The sequence below is a fragment of the Desulfovibrio diazotrophicus genome (assembly GCF_902498985.2).
GTDB classification, from domain to species: Bacteria; Desulfobacterota; Desulfovibrionia; order Desulfovibrionales; family Desulfovibrionaceae; genus Desulfovibrio; species Desulfovibrio legallii.
This window is the reverse complement of record NZ_OX346397.1, coordinates 2,143,950-2,169,669: the sequence shown is the minus strand read 5'-3', so window position 1 is coordinate 2,169,669 and position 25,720 is coordinate 2,143,950. Positions and strand designations below refer to the sequence as shown.

General features: G+C 61.2%; 21 protein-coding genes. 5 read left to right on the top strand and 16 right to left on the bottom strand.

The window, feature by feature from the left end:
- Nucleotides 1-137 precede the first annotated feature (137 nt).
- On the top strand, nt 138-542 hold the full coding sequence (locus J7I12_RS09335; RefSeq protein ID WP_130957869.1) for a hypothetical protein: 405 nt from the start codon (nt 138-140) through the stop codon (nt 540-542).
- 606 nt (nt 543-1,148) lie between these two features.
- Here the strand turns inward: J7I12_RS09335 and J7I12_RS09330 are convergent.
- Together J7I12_RS09330 and J7I12_RS09325 are read right to left on the bottom strand one after the other, a co-directional pair.
- Nucleotides 1,149-1,937: a ParA family protein gene (locus J7I12_RS09330; RefSeq protein WP_118229395.1), complete on the bottom strand. Its 789-nt coding sequence runs from the start codon at nt 1,935-1,937 to the stop codon at nt 1,149-1,151.
- A 693-nt stretch (nt 1,938-2,630) separates the two neighbouring features.
- Complete coding sequence (locus tag J7I12_RS09325; protein ID WP_165450887.1) at nt 2,631-2,795, bottom strand: hypothetical protein; 165 nt, start codon at nt 2,793-2,795, stop codon at nt 2,631-2,633.
- 57 nt (nt 2,796-2,852) lie between these two features.
- Between J7I12_RS09325 and J7I12_RS09320 the strand changes: the two genes are divergently transcribed.
- From J7I12_RS09320 to J7I12_RS09305, 4 genes are all read left to right on the top strand, one after another.
- Nucleotides 2,853-3,278 carry a response regulator gene (locus J7I12_RS09320; protein WP_118229394.1) on the top strand — a complete coding sequence of 142 codons (426 nt, stop codon included), beginning with the start codon at nt 2,853-2,855 and terminating at the stop codon, nt 3,276-3,278.
- Nucleotides 3,279-3,685: 407 nt separating this feature from the next.
- Nucleotides 3,686-4,483, top strand: a complete 798-nt coding sequence (locus J7I12_RS09315) for a DsbA family protein (protein WP_118229393.1) — start codon at nt 3,686-3,688, stop codon at nt 4,481-4,483.
- Between the two features lie 964 nt (nt 4,484-5,447).
- Nucleotides 5,448-5,942, top strand: coding sequence for a C40 family peptidase (locus tag J7I12_RS09310; protein ID WP_118229392.1), 495 nt, complete (start codon nt 5,448-5,450; stop codon nt 5,940-5,942).
- Between the two features lie 584 nt (nt 5,943-6,526).
- Nucleotides 6,527-7,102 (top strand): MerR family transcriptional regulator, encoded by a 576-nt coding sequence (locus tag J7I12_RS09305; RefSeq protein ID WP_118229391.1) that lies wholly within the window; start codon nt 6,527-6,529, stop codon nt 7,100-7,102.
- Between the two features lie 386 nt (nt 7,103-7,488).
- Here the strand turns inward: J7I12_RS09305 and J7I12_RS09300 are convergent, their stop codons facing one another.
- The 14 genes from J7I12_RS09300 to J7I12_RS09235 all read right to left on the bottom strand — a co-directional run bounded on the left by J7I12_RS09300 (nt 7,489) and on the right by J7I12_RS09235 (nt 25,500).
- Complete coding sequence (locus tag J7I12_RS09300; RefSeq protein ID WP_302548427.1) at nt 7,489-7,761, bottom strand: hypothetical protein; 273 nt, start codon at nt 7,759-7,761, stop codon at nt 7,489-7,491.
- A 127-nt stretch (nt 7,762-7,888) separates the two neighbouring features.
- On the bottom strand, nt 7,889-8,857 hold the full coding sequence (locus J7I12_RS09295; protein ID WP_302548426.1) for a hypothetical protein: 969 nt from the start codon (nt 8,855-8,857) through the stop codon (nt 7,889-7,891).
- A 348-nt stretch (nt 8,858-9,205) separates the two neighbouring features.
- Nucleotides 9,206-9,676, bottom strand: a complete 471-nt coding sequence (rnhA, locus tag J7I12_RS09290) for a ribonuclease HI (protein ID WP_118229389.1) — start codon at nt 9,674-9,676, stop codon at nt 9,206-9,208.
- Between the two features lie 441 nt (nt 9,677-10,117).
- Complete coding sequence (gene recD2, locus J7I12_RS09285; protein ID WP_288907360.1) at nt 10,118-12,379, bottom strand: SF1B family DNA helicase RecD2; 2,262 nt, start codon at nt 12,377-12,379, stop codon at nt 10,118-10,120.
- A 7-nt stretch (nt 12,380-12,386) separates the two neighbouring features.
- Nucleotides 12,387-13,484, bottom strand: a complete 1,098-nt coding sequence (aroC, locus tag J7I12_RS09280; protein WP_302548594.1) for a chorismate synthase — start codon at nt 13,482-13,484, stop codon at nt 12,387-12,389.
- A 61-nt stretch (nt 13,485-13,545) separates the two neighbouring features.
- On the bottom strand, nt 13,546-14,340 hold the full coding sequence (locus tag J7I12_RS09275; protein WP_118229386.1) for a DpnI domain-containing protein: 795 nt from the start codon (nt 14,338-14,340) through the stop codon (nt 13,546-13,548).
- A gap of 9 nt (nt 14,341-14,349) precedes the next feature.
- Nucleotides 14,350-14,757 (bottom strand): (deoxy)nucleoside triphosphate pyrophosphohydrolase, encoded by a 408-nt coding sequence (locus J7I12_RS09270; RefSeq protein WP_118229385.1) that lies wholly within the window; start codon nt 14,755-14,757, stop codon nt 14,350-14,352.
- A gap of 215 nt (nt 14,758-14,972) precedes the next feature.
- Nucleotides 14,973-16,988 (bottom strand): ABC-F family ATP-binding cassette domain-containing protein, encoded by a 2,016-nt coding sequence (locus tag J7I12_RS09265; protein ID WP_130957866.1) that lies wholly within the window; start codon nt 16,986-16,988, stop codon nt 14,973-14,975.
- The gene (locus tag J7I12_RS09260) at nt 16,985-18,175 is read right to left on the bottom strand and encodes an NAD-dependent epimerase/dehydratase family protein (RefSeq protein ID WP_302548595.1); all 1,191 of its coding nucleotides are present in this window, start codon (nt 18,173-18,175) and stop codon (nt 16,985-16,987) included. Before J7I12_RS09260 ends, J7I12_RS09265 begins: the two co-directional genes overlap by 4 nt.
- Entirely contained in the window at nt 18,172-19,332 is a 1,161-nt protein-coding gene (locus J7I12_RS09255) for a hypothetical protein (protein ID WP_118229382.1), read from the bottom strand. Before J7I12_RS09255 ends, J7I12_RS09260 begins: the two co-directional genes overlap by 4 nt.
- Before the next feature lie 2 nt (nt 19,333-19,334).
- Nucleotides 19,335-20,264, bottom strand: a complete 930-nt coding sequence (locus tag J7I12_RS09250) for a dihydroorotate dehydrogenase (protein WP_118229381.1) — start codon at nt 20,262-20,264, stop codon at nt 19,335-19,337.
- A gap of 240 nt (nt 20,265-20,504) precedes the next feature.
- On the bottom strand, nt 20,505-21,314 hold the full coding sequence (locus tag J7I12_RS09245) for an iron-sulfur cluster-binding protein (protein WP_130957864.1): 810 nt from the start codon (nt 21,312-21,314) through the stop codon (nt 20,505-20,507).
- A gap of 94 nt (nt 21,315-21,408) precedes the next feature.
- Nucleotides 21,409-21,666, bottom strand: coding sequence for a hypothetical protein (locus tag J7I12_RS09240; RefSeq protein ID WP_118229379.1), 258 nt, complete (start codon nt 21,664-21,666; stop codon nt 21,409-21,411).
- A 225-nt stretch (nt 21,667-21,891) separates the two neighbouring features.
- A complete protein-coding gene (locus J7I12_RS09235) occupies nt 21,892-25,500 on the bottom strand; it encodes an FAD-binding and (Fe-S)-binding domain-containing protein (protein WP_118229378.1) in 3,609 nt (1,202 codons plus the stop codon).
- Nucleotides 25,501-25,720 lie beyond the last annotated feature (220 nt).

The window sequence follows — 25,720 nt, the reverse complement described above, 5'->3', positions numbered from 1 at the left end:
ATGTAGGCTACCGTCTATCCAGGCTGACCGGCCCCTATCTTGCGCTATTGCGGATGTGCGCCGATGACGGGCTGGGCCTTGACTTTTTTTACAGCCGCGCGTCATCTTACGGCCTATCATTAAAGGGGATGCAAACCATGTCGTATAAAGACGCGCTGCGTTATGTCACCGACGCCAAAGGCAATGTGGAATATGTGATCCTGCCCTGGGATCTTTGGCGTCGCCTGGAGCCGCAGGCCGCCGCTCTGCACGCTAAGCCCCAACAGCCGGAAAATCTGGAGCAGCCCCTAGGTCCGCTGGCCGATTTTGACGCGCTGCTGCGGACCTGGGACTTTCGCTATCCCTACAGCCCGGCCGTTTCCTGCCCGCACTGCGGCGCGGCCACCGAAGACTGGCGCACGGACCCAGCCCAGCCTTTTGTACTGACCAACGCCAATATCGGCGGGCTGCTGGTCTTCCATTGCCGGGCCTGCGGCACCACCATCCGACAAAAGCATTTCCGCGACCACCAGGCCCTGGAGCACAGTACGCCGCACTGCTGAGCGAACACACGCCTGGGGCGTCAGCGTCGGGCCGACAACACAGGCGGGGGGTAGTGTGGGCAAACCCACGCGACCACGGTCGGTGAGGATGGCCCAACCACATGGCGCCGCAGCCCAAGGCGCTTGGGCCAAAGGAAACGCCCTCCGCTGCCTCCTGGCACAGCCGCGTCGATGTCGAACCCGCGCGCCGAAGCACCGCCGGGCAAAACCCGGCTACGGCGCTCGGCCTTGCCGTTGTGTCTGCCCCTTTGGCGCAACCTGTTGACCGCCGCGGGCGCACTTTCTGCCCCATGTGGGCGTAGTGGGCGGCACAAGGGACCGTAAGGGGCCGTGCCGAAACTCGCTCCGGGGCTGGCCCTCTGATGGACGCTGCGCGACCTCGTGAGCTTTTGCCGACGTCCCTTTGCGCCTTTTCAAGCCGACAGATCCTTCAGGAATATGCCGACGCTGCAAAAACCGGTTTGCCTGCGCCGCAGCGGGACCGCGCGCCTGAACCGCTTGGGCGCATCAGACGCGAGAATTTTCCCCAAGCAAACAACGCAAGCACATTGCGGTTCTGGAAAATACAAATAAACCGCGACATAATGACTACGTTAGCATACCGCACTATTGCAACACGGGGCTTTGCGCTGCGGGACGGCGCAATACCACCTCTTTGGCCAAACCCAGGTAGGCGTCCGCCCCTTTGGATTTGATATCATAATGGATAATGGATTTACCGTGGCTGGGCGCTTCCGAGAGGCGCACGTTGCGCGGAATCACGGTTTCAAAAAGATGGTCGGGGAAGCAGCGCCGCACTTCGTTTTTGACTTCGCGGGTCAGCCGGTTGCGCGTATCGTACATGGTCAAAACAACGCCCAACAATCGCAACTGCGGGTTCAGGCGCTTTTTGACCTGTTCAAAAGTCTGCAACAGCTTGACGATGCCCTCCAGAGCAAAAAATTCGCACTGCAGGGGAATAAGCAGTTCACGCCCGGCGCAAAGGGCGTTGAGGGTAAGCAGCCCCAGTGAAGGAGGGCAGTCCAGAATAATATATTCGTAGTCATTGTGGATGGGTTTCAGACATTCGTCCAAAAAAAACTCCCGCGCCATCTTGTCCACTAATTCCAGCTCCACCGCCACCAAGTTGGTGCTGGCTGGCAGGATATCCAAAAAGGGAGAGCGGGTTTTGGCAATACAATGGCGCACCTTTTCCGGCTCATAAAAGGCCCCGTACAGATCGCCGTGCAGATTCTCCTGCTGCAGGCCCAGGCCGCTGGTGCTGTTGGCCTGAGGGTCGCAATCCACCAGCAAGACCTTTTTTTCCATGACCGCCAAAGCGGCCGAAAGATTGATGGCTGTAGTGGTTTTGCCCACGCCGCCCTTTTGGTTGGCGATGGAAATAATGCGCGCCATGCGTCCCTCCCGGTCACAGGGGTCTGAAATGATGCAGGTAAGCGGACAACCGCCACGGCGCGCAAACGCGGCGCGCACAAAACGCCAATGCTTGCCATGTTGAGCGCAGACGTCCTCAAAATTGTACGATGTCCGCCCTTGACGTACAGCAGCGCAAGCAACCACGAGGCGATTCTGGCCCCTGGCTTGCTGCAGCATAACGGGCCAGGGCCCTTTCGTAACAGGACAAGCTGCGTTTACGCTTCTGTGACGGTGTTCTTTTGCGCAGCCGTCAGAATGTTCTCAAGGCGAACCATCTTGTCTGGCAGGCGTAACAAGCCAGAGCTGCTTTAAAAATCAGACCACGGGCAACGTTTCACGTGAAACGCAATAACAAACATGTTTCTCATGAAACGCCGCAAAACAAGCCGACTTTTTTGTAGTGCATTGCAAACCTTTCGTCAAGCGTGTGTGGAAGAATGTGGACATGCGGCACACGCACGGACGGGGGGATATTCCACTGCGGCAACCGATGTTAGCTTTGATGTACCGAAGCAAAACAGCGAGAGAGTGCCCTGGCCTGACCTTTTTGCAGTGGGGGAGTGTAGTTATCCTTTAAAACCAGAGCCAGCAGGCCACCCCACCTATCATGACAGACAGGTGCACACGTTTGCCAAAGCCACGCACCAGCCACCGTCGTACAGCCCTTTGCGCTCAGCGATGTTTTGTATAAAAAATTTCTTCTACAGCAACAGGCAGCAGAGTACCGGCCAGGCCCAACACTTGCGATTCGTTTTGCAGGGCGGTAAAAATTCTTATGGCAAATACCATGGTAAAAGTATAAAATTTTTGCAATGACAACCGCTGGCTGCACGCCACGATGTTTACCTCCGTTTCACGTGAAACGTGACGGACGGCGCAGAACAGGGAGCAACTATGGGGACAAAAAAAATCCTGCTGGTGGATGACGAACCGGATGTGACGCGCATTTTAGCCAAGCGCCTGGGCAAGAGGGGGTATGTCTGCGCAATGGCCAGCAACGGCCAAGAGGCTTTAGCGGCCCTAACCAACGACCCTTGCGGCCTGGTTGTCATGGATGTGAAGATGCCGGTGCTGGACGGCATGGCCGCTCTGCAGCAAATCCACCAGCAGTGGCCGCAGATTAAAGTTATTCTGCTGTCGGGACACGCTGACATGCAGCTGGCAGTGCAGGCCATGAGCCAAGGGGCTTTTGGCTATCTCATGAAGCCCGTAGATCTGGACGAATTGATCTTCAAGCTGGAAGATGCGTTCACCCAAAGCAGCCTTGAAGTCGGGGCGGACACCTCGCCGGAAAACACCAGGCAACAAATGCAAAGGTGAAATTTATCCGGACCTGCAGGGCTGGTGGCGGGCATTCGGGGGAAAATATGACCATGGATTACTGCCGCAAAGGGTCCTCGGTCGCGGCACAGCCCCCCCCAAAAAAGAACTCTGCAGAACAGGCAGAAGACGGGCAAGCCCCTGATTGGGGGGAAGGGGCGGGGCAACAACGCACTGCCAAAAATGCGGCTGCCGTGCTCTGGACAGCGCGGACGTAACAATCTAAACATGACTGTCCCGCCTGAGAAGGGGGGAGAACTGCGCGCCCCCAAAAAACGCACACAGCGCCGGGGCAAGGCGCAGGCCTGTCGTGACCGTCAGCACGGGCAAAGCGGCGTGCGTCAGAGAATAGCCCTGGCCACAAGCGACAGCAGCAAAAAAGGACAGAGTAACAGAGCGGAGTATCTATGCGGACTATGCAAACATTTGTGCTGGCAGCCCTTATGGCGGCAGGCCTGCTTTGGGGGGCGCAGACCAAAGCTGCGCCCATCAGTGATGAAAATCTGACCCAGGCTCTGGAAAAAATCTTTCGAGAACGTCCGGATCTGGTCATGGACGTGCTGCGCCGCAACAGCGAATCTGTCCTGGATATCGCACAGCAAGGTTCCAACCTACGGCGCAAGCGCAGCATGGAGGCCCAGTGGGCAGAAGACATGAAAACGCCCAAGTCCGTACGCACGGCGGACAGGCCCGTACTGGGACCGGCCAACGCCAAGGTCAGGATCGTGGCGTTTTCAGATTTCACCTGCCATTTTTGCCAGCAGGCGTCTCACACCCTGGACGCCCTCATGCGGCAATACGGCAAAGACGTGAGCCTGGTTTTCAAAAATCTGCCTCTGGACGAAAAAGGTCCGGGGGCCACCTCTGCAGCCTACTTTACGGCTATTGCGCAACAGGACGAAAATAAGGCCTGGGCCTTTTACCGAACGCTTTTTGCCAACCGGGACCAGTTAATAACGGAAGGTGAAGCGTATTTGAAAAAAACGGCCCAGGAACTGGGCGTCGATATGAAAACCCTGGTCAAAGATCTGCACAGCAAAAAGGTCAAAACCATTTTAGCCCAAGACCAGGAAGACGCGCAAAAACTGGGCGTGGAAGGCACCCCCTATTTTCTGGTCAACAATATGGTGCTGCGCGGAGCCCTGCCCCTGGATCTGTTTAAAGACGCTGTGGACATGGCCCTCAAAAAACAAGCCGACAAATAAGAACTGATCGGGCAAAGCCCGTGCCCGTCAGGAGCCAGACCCTGCGACAAGACGCAGGCGGCAGAGCTGACCACCGCACGCGCGCATGCAACGGAACCATACGCGGGCCGTTCGCCCCCAACGCGCCACATCCAGACAAACAAGCTCCTGCAAGCCCCCATACCGCGCAGTGCGGCCTGGGGGCTTGCAGCGTCTGCGCATTTCCATGTTGCAAGCATATTCGTACAACTTTTAAACGCTCCCGCAGACGCTTTCCCGCCCCCAAAAGCAGCGCCGATGCCCCCCGGGTGTCTGTGGACGTCTGTGCACGCCTTCACCAAAGCCAGTGCAACTGAAATTTTACCAGGAACAAAGACGTAGGCGCCGGCGCCACGCTGCATACCGTGAGGTTGAGACAAAAAAGCTGCCGAAACCTCACGGTAAAAGTGCTGGGGGGCAAAACATATCCACTCCTCGACAACAACAAGAATACGCTCTGGGTAAAGCGTCACTGGAACAAGAACAGCGACGCCATACGGCAAGCGCTACAAAGTCGGCAAAATAACGGGGGGGGGGATGGAATAACACTTCCCTGCAGGCTGGCAAAAACAGGGCAGATGACGCACTGTGTCTGTAACTTTTATATCAAATCTCTAGAGAAAATGGGACTTGACCTTTTTGACGATTCCCGGCTTATAGGAGATAGAAGTTATAGCAGCGGGAAAAATGCGGCACGAGATTTGCTATGCAATACGCACAGGCAGTTGTGTCAAAAAAGCAACGCCTCAGGCCATGAAATACGGTAAAAGGGCCAGCGCCGCAGAAGCGCAACATACAGCTCTCAATAAAAAAGCCTTATGGCCGCGGCACAGCCTGTAGCCGAGGGAAGCCACAGGTGCAAAGAAGCCCGCAAGGCCTTGCGGCACAAAGGCAAAACACGCCGGGGCTGGCAAGGCCCCCGCGTAGGCGAAGGAAGGGAAGGACAATGCAAGGACACGCGGTTGCCAAAACGGTACGCTCCGCCCTGTTGGTGGGCCTCAGCGTGCTGTTGCTGAGCGGCTGCGGGCTGCTGGGGCGCAATGTGGACACAGGCCCCACGCCAGAGGCCGCCAAAGGGGTGGTGCGCACCGCCTATGCCCAGATGGGAAAAAACTACCGATCTGGCGGCGCTTCGCCACAAAAAGGTTTTGATTGTTCCGGGCTCATCTGGTGGGTGTACAACAAAAACGGCGTAAAAGTGCCCCGCATCACCGTGGACCAGGCCAGAATCGGGCAGTCTGTGCCGCGCGAGCAAGTGCGCCCCGGCGACATCGTGGTCTTCCGCACGAGCGCAAGCCCGCGTGGACTGCACACCGGCATCTACGCCGGGGGCAACTCCTTTATCCACAGCCCGCGCAGGGGCGAAAAAGTGCGTATGGAGAATATGGACATCCCCTATTGGCGCAGCCGGCTTGTCTCAGTGCGGCGCGTCGTGCGCTGAGCCTCTCCGCCACGTCCTTCTGCCGTCTCGCATCACCGCAAGCAGGGCGAGACGGACAGTGCCCTCCCGTCCCTGCAAAAAGCGTAGAAAAAAGCCTTGCCTCGTGGGCATCTCGCCGCATAACGTCGCAATCCCCCGCGCCAATCCGCAAGCTATCCAGGCAGCACAACTCCACCCAACGGCAGGCCCTGTCGTTCGTTTTTTCTGCAAGCTCAAAACAGCCACAAGACCGTCAAACCACAACAAGGACCGCGCAGGGGGCAAGCCCGCTTGCAGCCCCGTTCTGCAATCCTGTCCTTTCAGGCCGTGTGGACGCTTCCACGCCGCACCAGAAAAGCGGCAAAAGATCAAGGACGGCTCCGACCGTGCACCAGTGCAGCAAACCGCAAGGCACATATGTCGGCCAGGCCGCAAGCCCTCAAAAAACGCTGAATGCTGCGCAAAAAAAGCGGGCAGCTTGCCAAGGCAGAGGATTTTGCTTACGTTTTTTCTAAACGCAGCAGCGTAGTGAAAATGCGTTTCAGAATGCCGGTCCGCAAGGCCACAAAAAGCCTGATCCGAACGCCCGCAGCGAGGGAGGACGTATGCCACGCAAAGCTACAGCGACGGCAAGCCTGTTGAGCATTGCGGATATTTCGCGCCATTTCTCCCTGCCGGAATCCACCACCAGATACTACTGCAAACGTTTTGCCGCCTATATTCCCAGTGTGGGCGAAGGCCGCCGCCGTCGCTACCGGCACGAAACCCTTACGGTTATTGCCGCCATTCTGGAACAGATGCAAAAATCCCGCACCGCCGCCACAGTGGAAGAAGCCCTGCAAACGCGCTTTCCCCGCAATGCGCTGGTGGTGGCCCCGGCGCAGCCGCCGGACCAGAACACCGCTGCAGCCGTTACCGCCTTTCCCGACGCAGCCCTGCAACTTCTGGAACGGCAAACCACCGCCGTGGAAGCCATTGCTGCCGTGCTGCGCCTGTTGGTGGAACGCCTGCCCGCATCGCCTCCAAGCACGCCATCGGCCTCCGTTGACGCGCTGCAGCGCGAGCTTGCGCATTTGCGCATTTTACTGGAATCCTCTGAAAAGACACAGCAAGCCGACCTGGAACAGCTGCGGCAGTGGATGGGGCGGGCGCTGCGCAACCGCAATGCCGACGCACCATAACCACAACAAGATAACTATGTATTATAATTAATAAATATTGCAGGAATAAAAATAACGCATGCCGCACCGTCCCACGACAAAAAAACGGCGCAAGTCCAAAGCCGCGCCGCCAAACTCTCCCTGAAACCCGACTTGCAAAACAGCAAACCTGCAGCAAAAACGCGGACATTGCAACGTTACCATGCCTGGCGGTTGCGGAAGCAGACGCCCGCCGGCCCGCCGTGGAGGCGCAGGCGCAGCTTCAGCCATTGCGGCGAAGGAGCTTGGCCCGTTACGACGAAGAAAGTTGCGGACAAAGACAGCAGCGCTATGTCCATGCCCGCTTAAGCGCCGGACCGAGCGTGCTGTAACCGTTGAGAATACATATTCTCAACGATACGCTGGCTCTAGCCTGAGGACGTAACCTTGCGCACCAGCAGGTTGTCGCCCGGCCAGACCCGCCGGTCCGGCGTCAACAATTGGCCTTCACGAGCCACCAGGGCGGTCTCTTCCGCCAGCCCCAGCACTTCCAGCAGTTGGCGGGCAGTTTTGGGCCGGGGCAAAGAGAGCAGGCTTTCTTCCGGCTGCACCAGCACTGTTACCCGTGCGCCCGTGTGTTCCGGACGCAGAACCTTGGGCTGCGGCTGCGCCGCTATGGCGGCAGAGGGATTTGATTGCATCTTGTGGATATCCTTGAATTTTACTATGTACTGTTTGCGCTGCCTGCAGGCTGAAGCCAGAACACGCAACCCTCCGGCAAAAGCCGTTTATTGGGGGGGCTGCAAAACGTCCGCAAGGCACAGAGCCTTACGCCCGCCCGGCATAGTAGTAGAACACGGTCACCAGGGCCATGCTGGCGGCGCGCAGGCCCTGGTTGGCCAAAATAAGACGCAATGCCAGCGCCGGACGGAAAAAACCGGCGTAGGACGGGAACTGGTGCCGCACGGCGCGCACGGGCGTGGAAAGGATGTTGCCCACCATGAGGGCCAGCACCACGTCGCGGGCGGAAAGCCCGCCGGCGTGCAGCACGCTGCCCGCCGCGCCCAAGGCAGCGCCCAGCTCCGCAGCCAGATGCAGCACAATAATGCCCATGGCCTGCGGTTTGAGAAATCCCAGCCAGCCCATGTGCTCGGCCAGCCACTGCTCAGCCAGGTCAAAAAAACCGTAGCGCTGCAGCAAAAACATAAGCACATAGATGGGCGCAGTAAAATAGACCAGCTTGGGCAGACGGCGCAAAAACCGCCGCCAGGCCTTGCGCAGAGCCGCGCCCCAGTCGGTGGGGGGGGCCTCGTCTGTCGGACAGACCATACAGCCCCGCGGCGGCACGGGCAGCACGCGCCGGGCCAGCAGCACGGTAAAGCCCGTACGCCCGATTGCCGCCAGCAAAGTCAGGCCCACATAAACCAGGGCCGGCCAGCCCAATACCGGCCAGGTCAACAAAAAAATGGTGGGCGTGTGCACCAGATAGGCCGGCAGGCTGTTAAAAAGATTGGCCAGCATAAGCTCCCGGTCAGAAATCTCGCCCTGCTGGTGACTCTGCGAAAGCAGGCCATTGGCCGCCGCCGGAGAAACAAAGGCCAAAGAAAAACTCGCGCCCGCCACCTCCCGCAAATGGGCGGCGCGGGCCAGGGGCGCGGCCAGACGGGCCAGATGCCGCGTCCAGCGCAGGGCCTCCAGCAGATTGGCCACCAGCAGGCCGCAAGCCAGGCCCAACAGCAGCCGCAGCAGCGGCCGCCCCAAAGCTGACCAGATTTCAACCAATGAAAGACCGTCCATCAAACATTCCCAGGCAACGCCCCTGTCACAAAGATTTCTGGGCACGCCGCCCATACCCGCACCGCAGAGCCTTACCGTACCCGCCCGCACAACACGCGCGGCGTCAACAAAAAACCTGCGCGCCAGACTTGGGCATGTTACCTTTACCCTGCCCTGGCCGTTGCGTAAACAGACGCCCGCCGTGGGAGCGCAAGCACAGCTGCAGCCGTTGCGGCACAGGAGCCAGACCCGTTACGACAAAGGAAGTTACGGGCCAAGGCAGCAGCGCTGTGTCTTTGCGCGCGTAAACGCCAAAACGGGCGTGCCGGATCCTTTATATTCGCAAAGGAAATCCGCTCTGATCCGCCCTCAGCACGCATAGGCCGTATCCGGGGGCAGATCGCGCCGCCCGGCCTGGGCCCGGGCCAGCACGTCGCAACGCTCATTCTCCACATGGCCGGAATGCCCACGCAGCCAGTGAAAACGCACCTGATGGCGCTCCAGCAGCGGCAGCAGGCGCTGCCACAAATCCACATTGAGCACGGGCTTTTTGTCCGCCTTGATCCAGCCTTTTTTCTGCCAGCCCCACAGCCAGCGTTTTTCCACGCTGTTGCGCACGTACTGCGAATCGGTAAAAAGGTCCACCTCGCAGGGCTCGGTCAGGGCCGACAAAGCCTCCACCACCGCCAGAATCTCCATACGGTTGTTGGTAGTGCGGGCGTAGCCGCCCGAAAGCTCCTTGCGGTGGGCTGCGCCCTCCAGGCACAAAACAGCGGCCCAGCCGCCAGGGCCGGGATTGCCCAAACAGGAACCGTCCGTATGGATGACAACTTTTTTCATATGATGCTGTTACCTTAAATTTTTTGTTGTGCAAACCGGGTTGGCCAGGCCGGGCTGGATTCGGCGGGCCCAGCCTGGGCCGGGCCGCGCCCTGGTCGGGAATTTTTGCTGCCCTGCGGGCATGGCGGCTTTTCTGCATACAGCGTTTGGGCCGCCTCCGGTGAGGGCAGGGGGCCGAGGGCAGGACTGCGCCCCCTTAGAGTATTTAACACTTGAAATGCTCGCTTACGGCAGGCAAAAGCCTGCCTTCTCGCATTTTGTGGCAAGGATTTTCAAGAAAATCCTTGCAGAGCAGTTAGCTCATTTCATTCGATAACTGCTCTAAGGTACGCCCCGCGCGGTTCTGTGGGGAAAAAAAGTTTTTTGAGGGATGGGGGTGTGGGGGGAAGGGAACTTTTGTTCACAAAAGTTCCCTTCCCCCCACAAGATCTTCTCCTTCTCTCACCCCTCCGGGCGCAGGCGGCGGGCCAGGCGGGTATAGCGCTTGCGGGTGCGGTTGTTTTTGACGGCCATATGCAGGGCGCGGGCCTCACCCACAAGAATAACCAGGCGTTTGCCACGCGTGACGCCGGTATAGATGAGATTGCGCTGCAGCAGAACGTAGTGCTGCATCATAATGGGAATAACCACGGCGGGGTATTCCGAGCCTTGCGACTTGTGGATGGAAATGGCGTAGGCCGGGGCCAGTTCGTCCAGCTCGTTGAAATCATAGGGCACCACGCGGTCATCAAAGGTGACGCTCAGGCTGCGGTCTTCGGGGTCCATATGGGTAATGCGGCCCATATCGCCGTTAAATACGTCTTTATCGTAATTGTTACGCACCTGCATGACCTTGTCGTGAAGGCGAAAGGCGCGGTCGCCTCGGCGCACTTCCAGGCCGTGGGGATTAAGGGCCTCCTGCAGACGGGCGTTCATGCGGCCCGCGCCCACGGCCCCTTTGTGCATGGGGGTGAGCACCTGGATATCGTCCACAGGGTCCAGACCAAAGCGGCGGGGAATGTGATTGCGCACCAGGTCCACCATAAGGTCGGCGGCGCGTTCCGGGTCGTTCTGATGGATGAAATAAAAGTCCGAAAGGCGCTCTTTGCTGGATTCCAAAGAAGGCACCTCGCCCCGATTAATCATATGCGCGTTGCAGATAATGGCGCTTTCCGCCGACTGGCGAAAAATTTCAGTCAGTTCCACCACAGGCACGGCCCCAGAGGCGATGATGTCGGCCAGCACATTGCCGGGGCCCACCGAGGGCAGTTGGTGCACGTCGCCCACCAGCACCACGGTAGCGCCCAGGGGCACGGCCTTGAGCAGGTGGTAGAAGAGCAGGGTATCCATCATGGAGGCTTCGTCCACCACCAGCAGACCGCAGGCCAGGGGATTATCCTCGTTGCGGGCGAAGCCGTCCTCCTTGGGACTGTATTCCAGGAGACGGTGGATGGTGCAGGCCTCGCGTCCGGAAGTTTCAGCCATGCGCTTGGCGGCGCGGCCCGTGGGCGCGGCCAGCAGGATGCGGGAACGCACCTGACCGAACAGCCGGATGATGGCGTTAATAATAGTGGTTTTGCCCGTGCCGGGCCCGCCCGTAAGCACCATGACCTTACTGCGGGCAGCGGCGCGCACGGCCTCAAGCTGCTCCGGCGCAAGGGCAATGTCCAGGCCCGCCACTACCGTATCCACCAGGCTGTCGGGATTTTCAAAACGCACGGCCTTGGGCGAACGCAACAGGCGCTGCAAATAAAAGGCTGTTTTGGACTCGCAATGGTGGTAGCGCCGCAGGTAAACGCCGGTTTCCTCACTGTCGTCCGCAGGGGCGTCCTGCTCGGCTGCGACGCTTTCCACAGGCAACGTTTCGCGGACAATGCGCTCGTCGGCCTCCAGGGCGTCCAGGGCCTCCAGGGCCAGGTCCGCATCCACGCCCAGTTGGGCACAAACAGCGTCCAGCAGCACGGGCTGCGGCAAATAAACGTTGCCTTCGTCCGTGGCCTTTTGCAGCGTGTAAAGCGTGCCCGCCTGTACCCGCAATGGGCTGTCGTGGGCAAAGCCCAGCTTGTGGGCCGCGGCGTCGGCCGTCACAAAGCCGATGCCGTGGATGTCCATGGCCAGGCGGTAAGGGTTCTCGCGCACGATCTCCAGCGCTTCCGCGCCGTAGGCCCGATAAACGCGCACGGCGTAGGCCGGCGTGATGCCGTGGGGCTGCAAAAAAAGCAGCAGATCGCGCATGCCCCGGTGCTCTGCCCAGGAAGCCCGGATGCGCTCCAGCGTCTTTTTGCCCACGCCGCGGATGCAAAGCAGGCGTTCCGGGGCCGCATCCAGCACATTGATGGTTTCCGTGCCGAAGGCCGCCACAATGCGCCCGGCCATTTCCGGCCCCACGCCCTTGATCAGGCCCGAAGCCAGATACAGGCGGATGCCCTCGCTGGTGGCGGGCAAGACCTCTTCGGCCGCGCTGAATTCCAGCTGGCGGCCAAAGCGCGGATTGTTAACCCAGCGCCCCTCCACCTTGAGCTGTACGCCCGCCTGCGGACTGACCATATGCCCCACACAGGTCACGGCGTCGCGCTCACGCGCGCCCTCGGCCGGGGTGGGCGCAAGGCGCAGCACGGTATAGCCGTTCTCTTCGTTGTGAAAGACCACGCGTTCCACCGTGCCGGTCAGTTCCGCGGCATCGGGATTGCGCAGCAGGGGCAGGTCATTCCTGGGCGTATCCATCACGTTTCTACCGGGTCAGATCCATGCGCAGCTGCAGCAGCAGGGCGTCCGCCAGGGTCAGGGCGGTCATGGCCTCCAGCACAGGCACAATGCGCGGAATGGCGGCCAGATCGTGCCGCCCGCCAATAAGCGCCTCAGCAGCCTGGCCCTGCTTGTCCACGGTGCGCTGCCGGATGGCTATGGAGGCAATGGGCTTGACCGCCGCGTGCAGTACAATATCCTGCCCGCTGGAAATACCGCCCAGAATGCCGCCCGCGTGGTTGGAGGCAAAATCTGCCGCACCGGGGCACGGCGGCGTCTGCGGCAGCAAGGGATCGTTGTTCTGCGAACCGCGCAAAGCCGCCGCGCCAAAGCCCTCGCCCACGCTGAAGCCCTTGACCGCGCCCACACTCATAATAGCGTGCCCCAGCAGGGCTTCCAGCTTGTCAAATACAGGCTCGCCCAGACCGGCGGGCACATGCCGGGCCTCCACCCGCACAATGCCGCCCAGAGTATCCCCGGCCTTGCGGGCTGCGGCCACGGCCTTGTCCCACAAGGCCGGCATGGCGTCCGTAGCCGCGCAGTAAGGGCGGTTGCGCGCGCCTTCCAGGTCCAGAGCGGCCCAGTCCTGCACGGCCACGCCGCCCAGGGCCACGCAGGCCCCCAGCACTTCCACGCCGCGCAGGGCCAGAATCTTGCGTGCAATGACGCCGCCCGCCACCCGCGCGGCCGTTTCCCGCCCCGAAGCCCGGCCGCCGCCGCGATAATCCCGCACGCCGTTATATTTCCTGAAATAGGCCCAGTCGGCCTGCCCGGGCCGGAAAACCTCGGCCAAATTGCCGTAATCGAGAGAGCGCTGGTCCTCATTGGCAATATAAAAAGCAATGGAAGTGCCCGTGGTCACGCCCTCAAACACGCCCGAAAGCAGGCGCACCGCGTCCGCCTCCTTGCGCTTGGTGGCCGTGGGGCCCTGACCGGGCTTGCGGCGGTCCAGCTCTTTCTGGATGTCCGCCTCGCAAAGAGGAATGCCCGCCGGGCAGCCGTCCAGCACGCCGCCCAGACCGGGACCGTGGGACTCGCCAAATGTGGTCAGGCGCAGCGCGCGCCCAAAGGTGTTGCCAGCCATGTGCGTCCTCAACTTTACGAAGGAAGGGGAACAAACAATTGATTGCCTTACCGCTTGAGCCTCACACCAAGTCTGTAGGCTTGGATGAAAAATTCTTTTGGTATTGACCGCGTCGGAGAAATGTTATGTAGCCTGCATCTCTTAAAACCTGAAGTTGTTGCCGTATTTTTGCCTGAATATTTTTATTATGAGGATATAATAATGATAATTCATCTGAAAATTTATACACATCACCTAACAAAAATACATTACTACCTAGCTTGTTGACAAGGCGAAGGATATCTATCGCCCACCTTCTTTTTGCATAATTTATCTCTCTGAAATAACAAGATGACAAATACTTATTTAAAACATCATTACGGTTAACTTCTCTGCCATTGCTAATAATATATACCCTGCCTTGTGCTGGTATATCTGAAAGCATTATCTCACATCCAACCCATCCATGCCGCCTTGCTGTAAAAGAAAGTGGCTTTCTCTTTATAACATTACTTTCTGTAAAAAAATGACCAGGGACAACGAATAAATCCTGCACACACATTTTTGATCTATCATAAGATAAAAATAAAAAATCGGCTGGTGATGCGCTTCTAATGTTATCCAACATTTTTGCATAACTGGCACCTATAACTCGTTTGCCAAAGCGCTTGCAAGAGCTCTTCAGTTCAAATATTTTTTTACATTTCTCACAATAAAAATCAGATACTGGCTTGTTATTTTTAAAACTTTCCAGCTTGACATTACCACAAGCCGGACAAAACATATTTAAACTGACCCATCCTTCAGTAAGCTTCTTTGCTTGCTGAGAAGCACTGTTGTAATTTGCCGCCAAAGCAGGATCAAAAGTCATCCGCATGGAAAATCCCTACGCCTCCGGCGGCGACATGCGCGCCAGCTGCGCCAGCAGGCCCGCGTCCGCAGGCAGAAAATCCAGCCTGGGGGCCTCTGCCGGGCTGATCCAGCGCAGATTCTGCCCCTCGGCAGGGCAGGGCTCGCCACTGAAGGCCGTCACATGAAAAAAGTGCAGCCGCACCAGAAGGTCGCGCTCGGCATAGCAGTGTTCCACCGTGCGCCACAGGGCGGCCTGGCGCACGCCTATGCCCAGTTCCTCGGCCAACTCTCGTCGCAAGGCCTGATCCGGCCGTTCCGCGCCTTCCACCTTGCCGCCGGGAAACTCCCAGTAGCCCGCCATGGGCTTGCCGTCAGGCCGCTGCGCCGCCAAAAACGCCCCGCCGCGCCAGACAATGCCCGCCGCCACTTCAATATGCCGCATGCGTTCCCTCCTTGGCAGGAAGGTATCCGTGGGGGAAGGGGAACTTTTGTGAACAAAAGTTGTAACTTCCCCACACCCCCAGCCTTTCACAAAACGTTATTCTCTGCCGTAACGCCCCGCGGCCCGACCCCCATGCGTTGCCCAGCCACACCGCAGCAGAGCAGAAAGGGATTCCCAAGGGGCCGCGCCCTTGGGCCGCCGGAGGCCGCACCGCCTCACTCCGCAGCGCTGTTATCCTCGCCCCAGCGGACGCGGGTTTCTTGCAGGGATTCTTCCAGGGCCGTCATCTCTTCCAGAAGCTGTTCACTGCGCTGCTTATGCGCGTCAAAGGCGCGCAGCAGCTCGTTGGAACGGTTGTGGTCCGCGTAAACCTGCGGGTCGGCCAATTGGGCTTCCACGGCGCTCTGTTCCTCCAGCACGGCGGCCAGATCCTTTTCCAGGGCGGCATAGCGCTCCTGCAGGGGCTTGAGTTCCTTGTGCAGGGCGTTGCGACGTGCGGCCTGTTCGCGTTTGAGACGCTTTTGCTCTTCGCGGGAAAGGGCGGATACGGGTTGTTCGCCCGGACCTGCCTTCGGACCTGCCTTGGAGGCGGCAGCCGGGCCGGATTTGGCCGCGCCCAAGGGCTGGGCCAACCGCGCGCGCCGGGCCGTGTCATAGGAAGTAAAATCAGGGTAGAGGTCCAGGCCGCGCCGGGTCAGCTCCCAGGCTTCCGCGCCCACCTGGGAGAGCAGCCAGCGGTCGTGGGCCACCATCAGCAGCGTGCCGTCAAATTTCTGCAGGGCGCTGATGAGGGCCTCGCGGCTTTCCAGGTCCAGATGGTTGGTGGGTTCGTCCAGCAGCAGGAAGTTGCAGCGTCTGAGGAACAGGCTGGCCAGCACCAGCCGGCTTTTTTCGCCGCCGGAAAGGGCGCTGACCTGACGGTCGAAATATTCCTGCCCCAACAAAAAAAGGCCCAGCACGCTCATGAGCTCTTCTTCCGTGGTGCGCGGGTCGGCCAGGCGGCGGATTTCGCCCAGCACCGTGGTGTCCGGGCGCAGGGTGTCCATCTGGTGCTGGGTGTAGAAGCCCAGGCGCAGCTGCGGGGCCGTGACCACATTGCCGCCGCAGCGTTCCAGCCGCCCGGCCAGCAGCCGCAGCAGGGTGGATTTGCCGCAGCCGTTGGGGCCCACCAGGGCCACGCGCTGCCCCCGATAAAGGGTAAAGGTGAGCGCGGGCCAGAGTTCGCGACCGTCCTCAAAGTGGAAGGCCAGGTCCGCTGCGGCCAAGGCCACCTTTTCCAGGTGCGGGGCTTCGGGCCAGGTGAAGCTGAGCTCCTTGCGCTTGGGCTCCGGCCGGTAGTCTTCCAGCTGTTTTTCCAGCTTCTTGGCCATCTTTTGTCGGGAACCGGCCTGACGGGCCTTGGTGGCCTTGGCCCGGAAGCGCTCCACAAAGGCCATTTTACGGTTCAGGTCGTCTTGCAGGGCGCGGGCCTCACGTTCGCGCTGGGCGTTGTATTCCTCCTGCAGGGCCAGGAACTGCGTATAGGTGGCCTTGCGGAACACAGGCTTGGAAAGGCCCAGATAGAGCACATGGCTGCCCACATTGTCCATGAAAACCCTGTCGTGGGCCACAAAAACCAGCGCGCCCTTGAAGTCCAGAAGAAAGGACTCCAGCCACTCCACGGCTTCCACGTCCAGGTGGTTGGTGGGTTCGTCCAGCAGCAGCACGTCGGCCCCGGCCGTAAGCACGCGGGCCAGCTTGGCCCTTTCGCGCCAGCCGCCGGAAAGCTCTCGCAGGGTGCGCCCCCACTTGCGTTCGGAAAAGCCCAGACCGGAAAGCACGGCCTTGGCCCGGTGCTCCGGATTGTAGCCGTACTGCGCTTCCAGCTCGGTCTGACGCTGCATGAGCCCGGCAAGCAGCGCTTCATCCTTGCGAGCCGCGGCGTCCTCCCACTGGGCCCAGAAGTCGTTCCAGTCGTGGAGCACGTCCAGCACAAAGGTCAGCAGGGGCGTATCCAGGGCGGCGTCGGAAAGTTCCTGCTCCACAAAGCCCAGGCGGCAGCCGCGCGGCAAAATGACCCGCCCCGCGTCCGGGCTTTCCACCCCGGCCAGCAGGCGCAGCAGGGTGGATTTGCCCGTGCCGTTGGGACCGCACACGCAGAGCCGCACGCCGGAATCCACCTCCAGCGAAAAATTGTTGAAAATGTCCCGTCCACCAAAGGATTTGGAAAGTTCTTGGATAGTAATCTTCACAGACGACCCTCGCGGTGATAGCCCTCCGCGGCTTCTTGCATGCCCGCCTCCAGGCCTACCTGCGGGGCAAAGCCCAGTTCGCGGCAGAGGCGGCTGTTGTCGCACAGCCAGCCGACCTGGCGGGCTTCGCGGTACTTGTCCAGATTCCAGTTGGGCGCGCGCTTAAGACGGCCGCCGCCCAGGGAGCGCGGCCAGCGGGCCAGCAGTGCGTCGGCGCAGCAGGCCAGGGCCGAGCAGCCGCCGGCGGTCAGCGCCATGACCGGCAAGGGCAGACGCAGGATGCGCACCGGCCCTTTGGGCCGCCCCGTGACCGCGCGCACGGCCGCGCCCATGACCTGGCAGAAGCCACCCATGGTGTAGACCCCGCCGTCGCTGAGGTGGTAGACCCCGCGCGCCTGCGGTTTGCAGGCGCAGAGCACAGCTTGGGCCATGTCTTCGGCGTGCACGGCGCTGACAGGAAAATCGCGTCCCGCGCCGGGGCTCACGGCCAGACCGCGCCGCACGCCCTGAAAGACGGGCAACAGCCCCTTATCCCCGGAACCATAAATGATGGGAGGCCGCAACGTCACCAGCTGTTCGCCCAAGGCACGGCCCAAAATCTGTTCCGCAAGCAGCTTGGACCAGCCGTAGGCCGAAACCGGGGCCGGGGGCGTCGCGTCCGCAACGCCGGGGGCCGTGGCGCAGGGCCCTGTGGCCGCCAGGCTGGAAACCAGCACCACCCGCGCCGGCCCCGCGTCGCCCAAAGCCGTGCAGGTCTGGGCCAGGGTACGGGCCGCCAGGGCGTTGGCCCGCAGATAGTCTTGCCAGCCCAGGCCAAAGAGCATGGCCGCCATGTGGATGCACACGTCCTGCCCTTTCAGGGCCGCCGCAAGCCCTGCGCCGGTGGCCAGATCCGCCTGGGCCGTGGCCACGCCCTGCGGCAGACGGTCTGTGCGGGACGTGGCCCGCACCAGGCAGGTGACCCGCGCGCCCGCAGCCAGCAACTGCGGCAACAGATGCCGCCCCACAAAGCCCGTGCCGCCCGTAAGCAGCACGTTTTTGCCGGACAGACCCGCCCCGGCGGCTTCCGGGGCGGCCACCGCGGAAGGGTCGGCGGAAGCGGTTGCCGGAGAAGCGTGCCCCACAGCCTCGCGGCGCGGCTCCGATACGGGGGGAGCGCTCTGCGGCGTGGACGGGGAAGGCGTCATACTGCGGCTCCGTCCGTATCCGGCGCTTCCGCCGCTATTTCCCGCCGGTAAATGCGGTAGCGTTTGGTGATGCGGCCGGAAAAATCCTCGATCAGTTCATCAATGGCCACATTGTCCTCCAGCACCCAGGAGCCTTCCACCCACTGGAATTCCGGCTTGCGCCGGGCCGTTTCCAGCATATAGTCCAGCAGCAGCAAGGGCAGGCCCAGCAGGCGATATTCCTCTTTGATGCCAAACAGGATGATGCGGTAGCCGCTGCGGATGGCCGCGCGGGAGCGCCACCAGTGCCAGGGGGCCAGGGGGCCCAGACCGCCGTTGAGCCGCTTGAGCAGGGGGTTCATGTCCGGCAAGGCCACCATGCCCGCAGCGGGCTCGTCCTTATGGAAAAAGAGTACAAAAAACTCCGGGTCCAGAATGCCGGAGAGCTCCTTGACGTGCTCATTGGCCTCGCCCTCGGAAAGGGGCGCAAAAGCCCAGTTTTTGGCCCAGGAAACCCGGTAGATTTCCAGCATGGCCCGGATGTCTTCCTTCAAGGTGGCCTTGCTGGAAGTGCGGCAGGTAAAACGGGACTCCGCCTTGAGCCGGGCCACCTCCGTACTGAGCCATGAAGGCGTGGTCATGTGATTGCGCTCAATGAGGTAGGCAAAAAGATCCTGCTCTTTGCGCAGATGCCAGCTTTCCAGCAGTTCGGCGTAGTAGGGCGGGTTCCAGGGCATCATGATGGTGGGCGCAAGCGCAAAGCCGTCCACCAGCAGGCCGCAGGTATAGTTGGTGGAAGGGTTGAGCGGCCCGCGCATGAAGGCCATGCCCTGGTCAGCCAGCCATTGCCGTGCGGCTGCAAGCAAAGCGTGGGCGGCTTCGCGGTCGTCGGCGCACTCAAAAAAGCCGAAAGCTCCGCAGTTTTCCTGCGTGTAGGCATTGCTTTTTTCGTCCACAATGGCGGCAATGCGCCCCACAGGCGCGCCGTCGCGCAGGGCCAGAAAAAGCTCGCGTCGGGCCGTTTCCCAAAAGGGGTGCTTGCCGGGGGTCAGCAGGCGGCGGTCCTGGCTTTTGAGAGGCGGCACCCAAGGGGAATCGGGCGCGTACAGCCCGAAGGGCAGGTCCACAAAGCTCGTGAGCTCACGCTCCGAACGCACAGGTTGGATGCAAAGCCCCATGCCTAGCAGTCCAGCTCAAGGCTGCCGCAAAAGGCGGCCAGGTTGTCGATGCCCAGGCTCTGGCAGGCGCCGGGCAGATCCTGGGCCAGGGCAAAGGCGCAGTCGGGCCGCAAAAAGTTGCCCGTGCCCACCTGCACGGCCTGCGCGCCCACCAGCAGAAATTCCAGAGCGTCCTCGGCGGTGAGAATGCCGCCCACCCCCACCACTGGAATGCGCACCGCCCGCGCGGCCTGCCACACGCAGCGCAGAGCCACGGGCTTGATGGCCGGACCGGAAAGCCCGCCCACCACGTTGGCCAGCCGGGGCTTGCGGACCTGCAGATCCACTGCCATGCCCAGCAGTGTGTTGATGCAGGAAATGCTGTCCGCCCCGGCGGCCTCCACACTGCGGGCCATGAGGGCCAGGTCCGTGACATTGGGCGAAAGTTTGACCATGATGTGCTTGTCCGGCGCGGCCTTGCGCACAGCTTCCGTGACCTGGGCGGCCATGCCGGGATCCTGGCCGAAGGCAATGCCCCCCTGCCGCACGTTGGGGCAGGAGACGTTGACCTCCAGCGCGGCCACGCCTTCCTCCGCATTGAGGCGCGCGGCCAGCTGACTGAATTCCTCCACCGTAGCGGCATAGATATTGGCGATGACGGCCGTTTCCTGCCAGGGCAGCAGAGGCAGTTTGCGGGCGCAAAAGTCCTCCACGCCGTCGTTCTGCAGGCCCACGGCATTGAGCATGCCAGCCGTGGTTTCCACAATGCGCGGCGTGGGGTTGCCGGGCCGGGGCATGAGTGAAAGGCCCTTGGTGACCAGTCCGCCCAGAGAGGCCAGGTCGCCGTAAGAGGCGAACTCCAACCCGTAGCCGAACGTGCCGGAAGCCGTAAGTACAGGATTTTTCAAGGTCAGATCGTGGGTCTGGCCCTTGAGAGTGACGGAAAGGTTCATGCGTTCTCCACCGTCCGCAGCATTGCGCGCATTCTTAAAACTGTCCGCAACGCTCCGGAAGGAAGCCGCAAAACGGCGACCCCAGGAGCAGGTTCAGACAAGTCGGTTCGGGGCAGGGGCCCAGGCAGGCGGACTCGTTGCGGCCGGCTCAGCCTCGGCCGGGGGCAAATTGCCCCGATCAGGACTGCCCCCCAAAAAGGGAACCCGCGCCCGGCGTGCGAACGGCTCCGCGCGCGGGCGTTACAGTTCTATCTGGTTGGACCAGAACACCGGCCCGTGGTTACACACCTGCACATAGCCTTCGCGCTTTTCGGGCACGGGCCAGGCCTCCGTGGTTTTGGTCACGCAGCCCAGGCACGCGCCCACGCCGCAGGCCATGCGGTTTTCCAGCGAAAGCTGACAACGCACGCCCATTTCGGCGGCGAACTTCTGCACCGTGCGCAAAAAAGGCGCGGGCCCGCAGGCCAGCACCAGCCCTTTCTGCTCGGCATATTCGCCCATGCGTTCCTGCAGGGTAAAGATAAAGTTGTCCAGATCGCCGGGTACGGTTTCCCGCAGGGAGTCCAGGGGCACATGCTCGTTAATGCTGTCCACGGGGTAGCAGCTGAGGGGCTCCCGGTGGCCGAAAAGCATGGTCAGATTCCAGGGCTTGGGATGCTCGCTCACATAGCCCACAAAGGGCACAATGCCCATGCCCCCGGCCAGGAGCAGGGTGGGGGTATCCGGCTCCATAACAAAGCCGTTGCCCAAGGGGCCCCAGACGCGCACGCTGTCCCCAGCCTTGAGCTGGGCCATGCGTTTGGTGCCCTTGCCCCGCACCTGGAAGAAGCAAATCATATGACGGGCCGTCATGTGGCAAATGCCCAGAGGACGCGCCCAAGGGATGTCCAGCCCGAAGTTGTGGGGACGGAGCATCACAAACTGACCCGGCTTCCACTGCGTCCATTCCGGACGGGCGAGCCGCAGGGCGAAGAAGCGGCTTTCATGGCCTGTCTGGCCAAAAGGCACCAGATCCAGAACCTCAAGCTCGCAGGAGGTTGGTTGCGACATGCGTCGACTATAGGCGCAGAGTCCGGCCCGGTCAACAGCGCGCAGCAGGAAGCGGACCAGCGGCGCGGGATGCGCAATCTGAAAATACTCTGCCCTACAGGCCCAGCAGGGCGAAAACCCGGCTCTGGTTCAGGCTGTGCGCGGCCAGTGCGCCAGCGCTGTCCCCCAGGATCATGCCCTGGGTTTCGTGCAGCACGCCCTCGGCCTCTGCGTCGGTCAAAAGGTCGGCGGTGCTCAGGCTGACCACATCGCCCACAGCGGCCGACGCGGCTGGAGCGGCGGAACCCGAACCGTCTTTTTCCGGAAGAACGAAATTGAACGGATTGGCGGCGTTGATATTGGAAATTTCCATACTGGCGTCCTCGCGTGTTGCGCGCCCAAGCCGGGCGGAGGGGTCAAATTTGCCGCACAGGATGCGGACGCTCAAAATAGCTGCAAGTTGCGGGCCAAACAAAAATCCGGCCCCCGCAACGCGCTGCAGGCGTTGCGGGGGCCGGATTGCATGTTATCTGCGCTCATGCCTGCGCGGCGGACGATTGCCCCCACAGCGGCCGGGCTGCGGCAAAGACCGTTGCCCTCAGGCGTCGCTGTCCTCCTGCTTTTCTTCCACCGCTGCCCCGGCCACGGGCGCCGTGCCGGTCAGGTCCACCACGCGGACTTCGCCGCGGGTTTCATTAACTTTTTTGCGGAAGCTCTGACGACGGTCCTCGCCGTCCAGCAGACCGGCCAGCCATTCCATGACGTGCAGCACCGGGCGCTTGTCGTGCATATTGATCAGGCCGCGGGCAATGCCGATCTTGCACGATGGGCAGCCCACCACCACCGGGCCTGCATAGCCGCCTGCAAACTCTTTGGCGAGCCGCTCCTGCTTGCGGGCGCGCAGCAGGTTGTAGATCTGCGGTGAAGTTACCGCGCCCATGCCCGATTCGCCGCAACAGCCGGGGTTGAGGCGCACCTTGGCCCCGCTGAAATCGGCAAGCGCCCGGACAATCTGGTTCTGCCCCTTGCTTTTGTGCACGTCGGCCCATTCGCAGTGGCAGGCCCCGTGATAAATAAGCTCCGTCCCTGCCGGCAGGGGCGCAGCCAGATCTTCTTTGTGCAGCAAGGGCAGCACGATTTGACCCACGTCGCGGATGGTCACGTCCGGGAAAAGGGCTTCCATGTGCATACGTTCCAGTCCGTCGCGGCAAGAGCCGCAGGCCGTAGCCAGATGTTTGACGCTGAAGCCCTGTTTGGTCAGGCCGCGCAGCATGGAGGTCAGGTACTGGCGGTTCTGGGCCAGGTTGTCCTCAAAGGCCGTATCCAGACCCGCGGCCAGCAGGGGGAAACCGCAGCAAAGGTGCCGGGGCGGCACCGCCACGGCAAAGCCCGCCCGCAGCAGGAGCATAATGGAGGACATGCCGATGCGGTCATAGAAAAGCGCGCCGCCGCAGCCAGGAAAATAAAGCACGCAGGGCATGCCGGGCGCGGGCTCCGCAGGCGCAAAGACAGAGCCGCGGTGCAGCTTGAGGGCCTCGTAAAGGTTGGTGTAGCCCATTTTGGGGCCTCGACCGGAAAACATGGGGCTCTGCATGCGGCGCTTCCATATTTCCGGCACAAAGCCCAGAACTTTGTTCTGCATCTTCTGCCCCAGAGAGGCCATTTTGGCGGCCTTGGGCGCGCGGTGGGCAATATCGCGGGCAAGCCACTCCAGGGCGCGGTCCTTGATGGGATGGCCGCTGGCCCCTTCGTGCTCCAGCAGCGCGCGCAGGGTCAAGGCCACTTCCCCCGAAGGGATCTTGACTGGACAGTTGGCCATGCAGCGGCCGCAGGCCGTGCAGTGCTCCACCAGGTCGCGCATGGCCTTGAGCAGACGCTCGTCAATGCGCCCCTTGTTGACCTGACTGTAGTAGACGGCCTCCAGCAGCATGCCCAGCACCATGTTTTTGTTGCGGGGATGGTACTGCATGGAGCGTTCCGGATAGCACATGGCGCAGACCTGCTTGCACTTGCCGCAGCGCGTGCAGACCTGGATGGCCGTGAGCAGGCTGATGAGCTTATCTTTATCCGGCAGGCCGCTTTCACGGATGTCGCGAATGAGCCGGTTGAAGGAAAAAGTAAAGGGCCGCACGGGCAGTTCGCGGTAGACGAGCTTGGCGGGGTTCATGACGTCGCGCGGGTCCACACGCTCCTTAAAGGCCCGCAGGGCGTCCATTTTTTCCTTGCCGAAAAAGGCAATCTTGGTGATGCCGATGCCGTGCTCGCCCGAAACCTCGCCGCCCATTTCCTGACATTCGGCCATGACGCGGGCCGCGGTTTCCTCGGCCTCTTCCAGCATCCGGGCGTCGTTGGAGTTGACCGGGATATTCACATGACAGTTGCCGTCGCCCGCGTGCATATGGCTGGCCACCACAATGCGGCTGGCCTCCATGTAGTCGCGCAGGCCCGCAATCTTCTTGGCCAGATGAGGATATTTTTCCTGCAGAGCTTCCAAAAAAGCCGTGGCGCGGGCGGACATTTCCGTATCCGAAACCTCACCGGCCGGCACGTCGCCCGATGCGGCCTTGGAAACCTGCGAAAACTCGCGGTTAAAATCTTTATCCTCCAGCGGGAAGCCGGGCAGACGGCCCACCTCCTGCAGAGCGTGCCGGTAAGCTGCGGCCGTGCACTCCAGGTTGATCTGCTCCAGGAAAAGGGCGAAATCGGGGATGCGGTTCATGGGGATGACCACGTCCTCGTTCATTTTGAAGCCCGAAGTGCGCTTGGCAATGGCGGAAAGTTTGTGGCGGTCTTCCCAAAAGCGTTCAGCCTCTTTGTCGTCCTCGGCCACAATAATATCCACGTTTTCCTGGCGTTCCACCACGCTCACAATATCGCCCACGCACTTGTCCAGCAGATAGGGGTCGTCGCCGTCCACCTGCAGGATAATCACCGAAATGGGCAGACCTTCATACTTCTCGGATTTGCGCTTGTAGTCGATGGCCTGCACATACTTGGCGTTAAATTCTTCCATAGCCGAAAGGTGGGCGTAGTCGCCCTCCTCGCGGATGCGGTTGCGCAGGGCCACCAGTTCGCGCACCACCACGGCCGCCGGGTGCATGGAGCGGCCAAAAAATTCCAGCACCATAACCCGCTTGTACCTGGGCTTGGGGTGGACGATAAAACAGGCCTCGGTAATGATGCCGTCCACGCCCTCTTTCTGCATGCCGGGCAGGCCGCCCAGCACCTTGTTGGTCACGTCCTTGCCCAGGCCGGGCAGGCGGATTTCGTCGCCGCGCAGATGCACCACGTTGCGTACGCCGCCGCTCACGTCCTTGACCACAAAGACGGCGGTTTCGTCGGGCAGGATCTTGTGGCGGGGGTGATTTTCTCGCTCCACGGTGATGATCTCGCCCGTGGGCGTGACCATGCGCCACCAGAGCAGGTTGTCCAGAGTGGTGCCATACTCAAAGGCCATGGGGCCGCCGGCATTTTCCGACACGTTGCCGCCAATGCTGGAAGCCTGCTTGGAAGCCGGGTCCACGGAAAAAAGCGCGCCTGCCTGGTCCACGGCCGTGGCCACGGCCTGGGTAATGGCCCCGGCCTCACAGGTGACGGTCATGGTTTCAAGGTCCACAGGCCCGATGCGGGTAAGGCGGGTAAGGCTGACAATAACCGTGCGCTTGCGCGCGGGCACGGCCCCGCCCGTCATGCCCGAACCGCCGCCGCGCGGAATAAGGGCAAACTTCATCTCATTGGCCAGGCGCACCAGGTGGGCCACCTGTTCCGTGCTGTCCGGCTCCACCACCAGCAAAGGCAGCTCCATACGCAGGTCCGTGGCGTCCGTGGCCGATTCCACCAAAGCCGCCGGGTCGGTGAGCACGCACTCGGCCGGCAGCATGCGCTGCAGGGCCTCAATGAGCTTGTCGCGAAAATCCGCCTCGGCCTCGTAGGCGGACCAGAACATGGTAATGCCTTCGCCAATGGCCGTGGCATAATAGTGAGCCAGGGACACGGATTCCTTTTCAAAACTTTCCCGCACGCTCTGGCGCACGGTTTCCGCGTCGATGAAGGGATTATAGGCCACCAGAAAAAGCTCTTCGGCAATGGCGATGGCCAGGTTGCGCACCGATTCCGGCCATTCGGCAAAATCGTCGATATTGATGCGCAGAATACGGTTCACCACATAATCTGGAGCAATAGAAATGTGCGGACCCTTGTGGGGCATGACAGCGTACCTCGTGAATTCCGGCGGGGGCGCTCGGTTCGGGCCGGTGCCCGACCGGGCGGGCATCGCCCTGGACGGCAGGCGAAACAGCCCGTATGGCGCTTCGCCCGGTTGCGGGGGAAGCCTTTTTTCTACGTTGTAAGCCGCCGCTTGGCAAGCCCGTCGCCCCTTTGACTTTTGCCCCGGAGCGGCTATGCTGCGCCATGTGCCGCGTCCAAAC

Excerpts from the sequence above, each read along its gene's own strand:
- J7I12_RS09310 (WP_118229392.1), top strand. The coding sequence starts at position 5,448 with ATGCAAGGACACGCGGTTGCCAAAACGGTACGCTCCGCCCTGTTGGTG.
- J7I12_RS09240 (WP_118229379.1), bottom strand. The coding sequence starts at position 21,666 with ATGGAAATTTCCAATATCAACGCCGCCAATCCGTTCAATTTCGTTCTT.
- rnhA (WP_118229389.1), bottom strand. The coding sequence starts at position 9,676 with ATGAAAAAAGTTGTCATCCATACGGACGGTTCCTGTTTGGGCAATCCC.
- J7I12_RS09315 (WP_118229393.1), top strand. The coding sequence starts at position 3,686 with ATGCGGACTATGCAAACATTTGTGCTGGCAGCCCTTATGGCGGCAGGC.
- J7I12_RS09330 (WP_118229395.1), bottom strand. The coding sequence starts at position 1,937 with ATGGCGCGCATTATTTCCATCGCCAACCAAAAGGGCGGCGTGGGCAAA.
- J7I12_RS09270 (WP_118229385.1), bottom strand. The coding sequence starts at position 14,757 with ATGCGGCATATTGAAGTGGCGGCGGGCATTGTCTGGCGCGGCGGGGCG.
- J7I12_RS09255 (WP_118229382.1), bottom strand. The coding sequence starts at position 19,332 with ATGGGGCTTTGCATCCAACCTGTGCGTTCGGAGCGTGAGCTCACGAGC.
- J7I12_RS09260 (WP_302548595.1), bottom strand. The coding sequence starts at position 18,175 with ATGACGCCTTCCCCGTCCACGCCGCAGAGCGCTCCCCCCGTATCGGAG.
- J7I12_RS09305 (WP_118229391.1), top strand. The coding sequence starts at position 6,527 with ATGCCACGCAAAGCTACAGCGACGGCAAGCCTGTTGAGCATTGCGGAT.
- J7I12_RS09300 (WP_302548427.1), bottom strand. The coding sequence starts at position 7,761 with ATGCAATCAAATCCCTCTGCCGCCATAGCGGCGCAGCCGCAGCCCAAG.
- J7I12_RS09320 (WP_118229394.1), top strand. The coding sequence starts at position 2,853 with ATGGGGACAAAAAAAATCCTGCTGGTGGATGACGAACCGGATGTGACG.
- J7I12_RS09335 (WP_130957869.1), top strand. The coding sequence starts at position 138 with ATGTCGTATAAAGACGCGCTGCGTTATGTCACCGACGCCAAAGGCAAT.
- J7I12_RS09245 (WP_130957864.1), bottom strand. The coding sequence starts at position 21,314 with ATGTCGCAACCAACCTCCTGCGAGCTTGAGGTTCTGGATCTGGTGCCT.
- J7I12_RS09250 (WP_118229381.1), bottom strand. The coding sequence starts at position 20,264 with ATGAACCTTTCCGTCACTCTCAAGGGCCAGACCCACGATCTGACCTTG.
- J7I12_RS09235 (WP_118229378.1), bottom strand. The coding sequence starts at position 25,500 with ATGCCCCACAAGGGTCCGCACATTTCTATTGCTCCAGATTATGTGGTG.
- aroC (WP_302548594.1), bottom strand. The coding sequence starts at position 13,484 with ATGGCTGGCAACACCTTTGGGCGCGCGCTGCGCCTGACCACATTTGGC.
- J7I12_RS09275 (WP_118229386.1), bottom strand. The coding sequence starts at position 14,340 with ATGCGGATGACTTTTGATCCTGCTTTGGCGGCAAATTACAACAGTGCT.
- J7I12_RS09295 (WP_302548426.1), bottom strand. The coding sequence starts at position 8,857 with ATGGACGGTCTTTCATTGGTTGAAATCTGGTCAGCTTTGGGGCGGCCG.
- recD2 (WP_288907360.1), bottom strand. The coding sequence starts at position 12,379 with ATGGATACGCCCAGGAATGACCTGCCCCTGCTGCGCAATCCCGATGCC.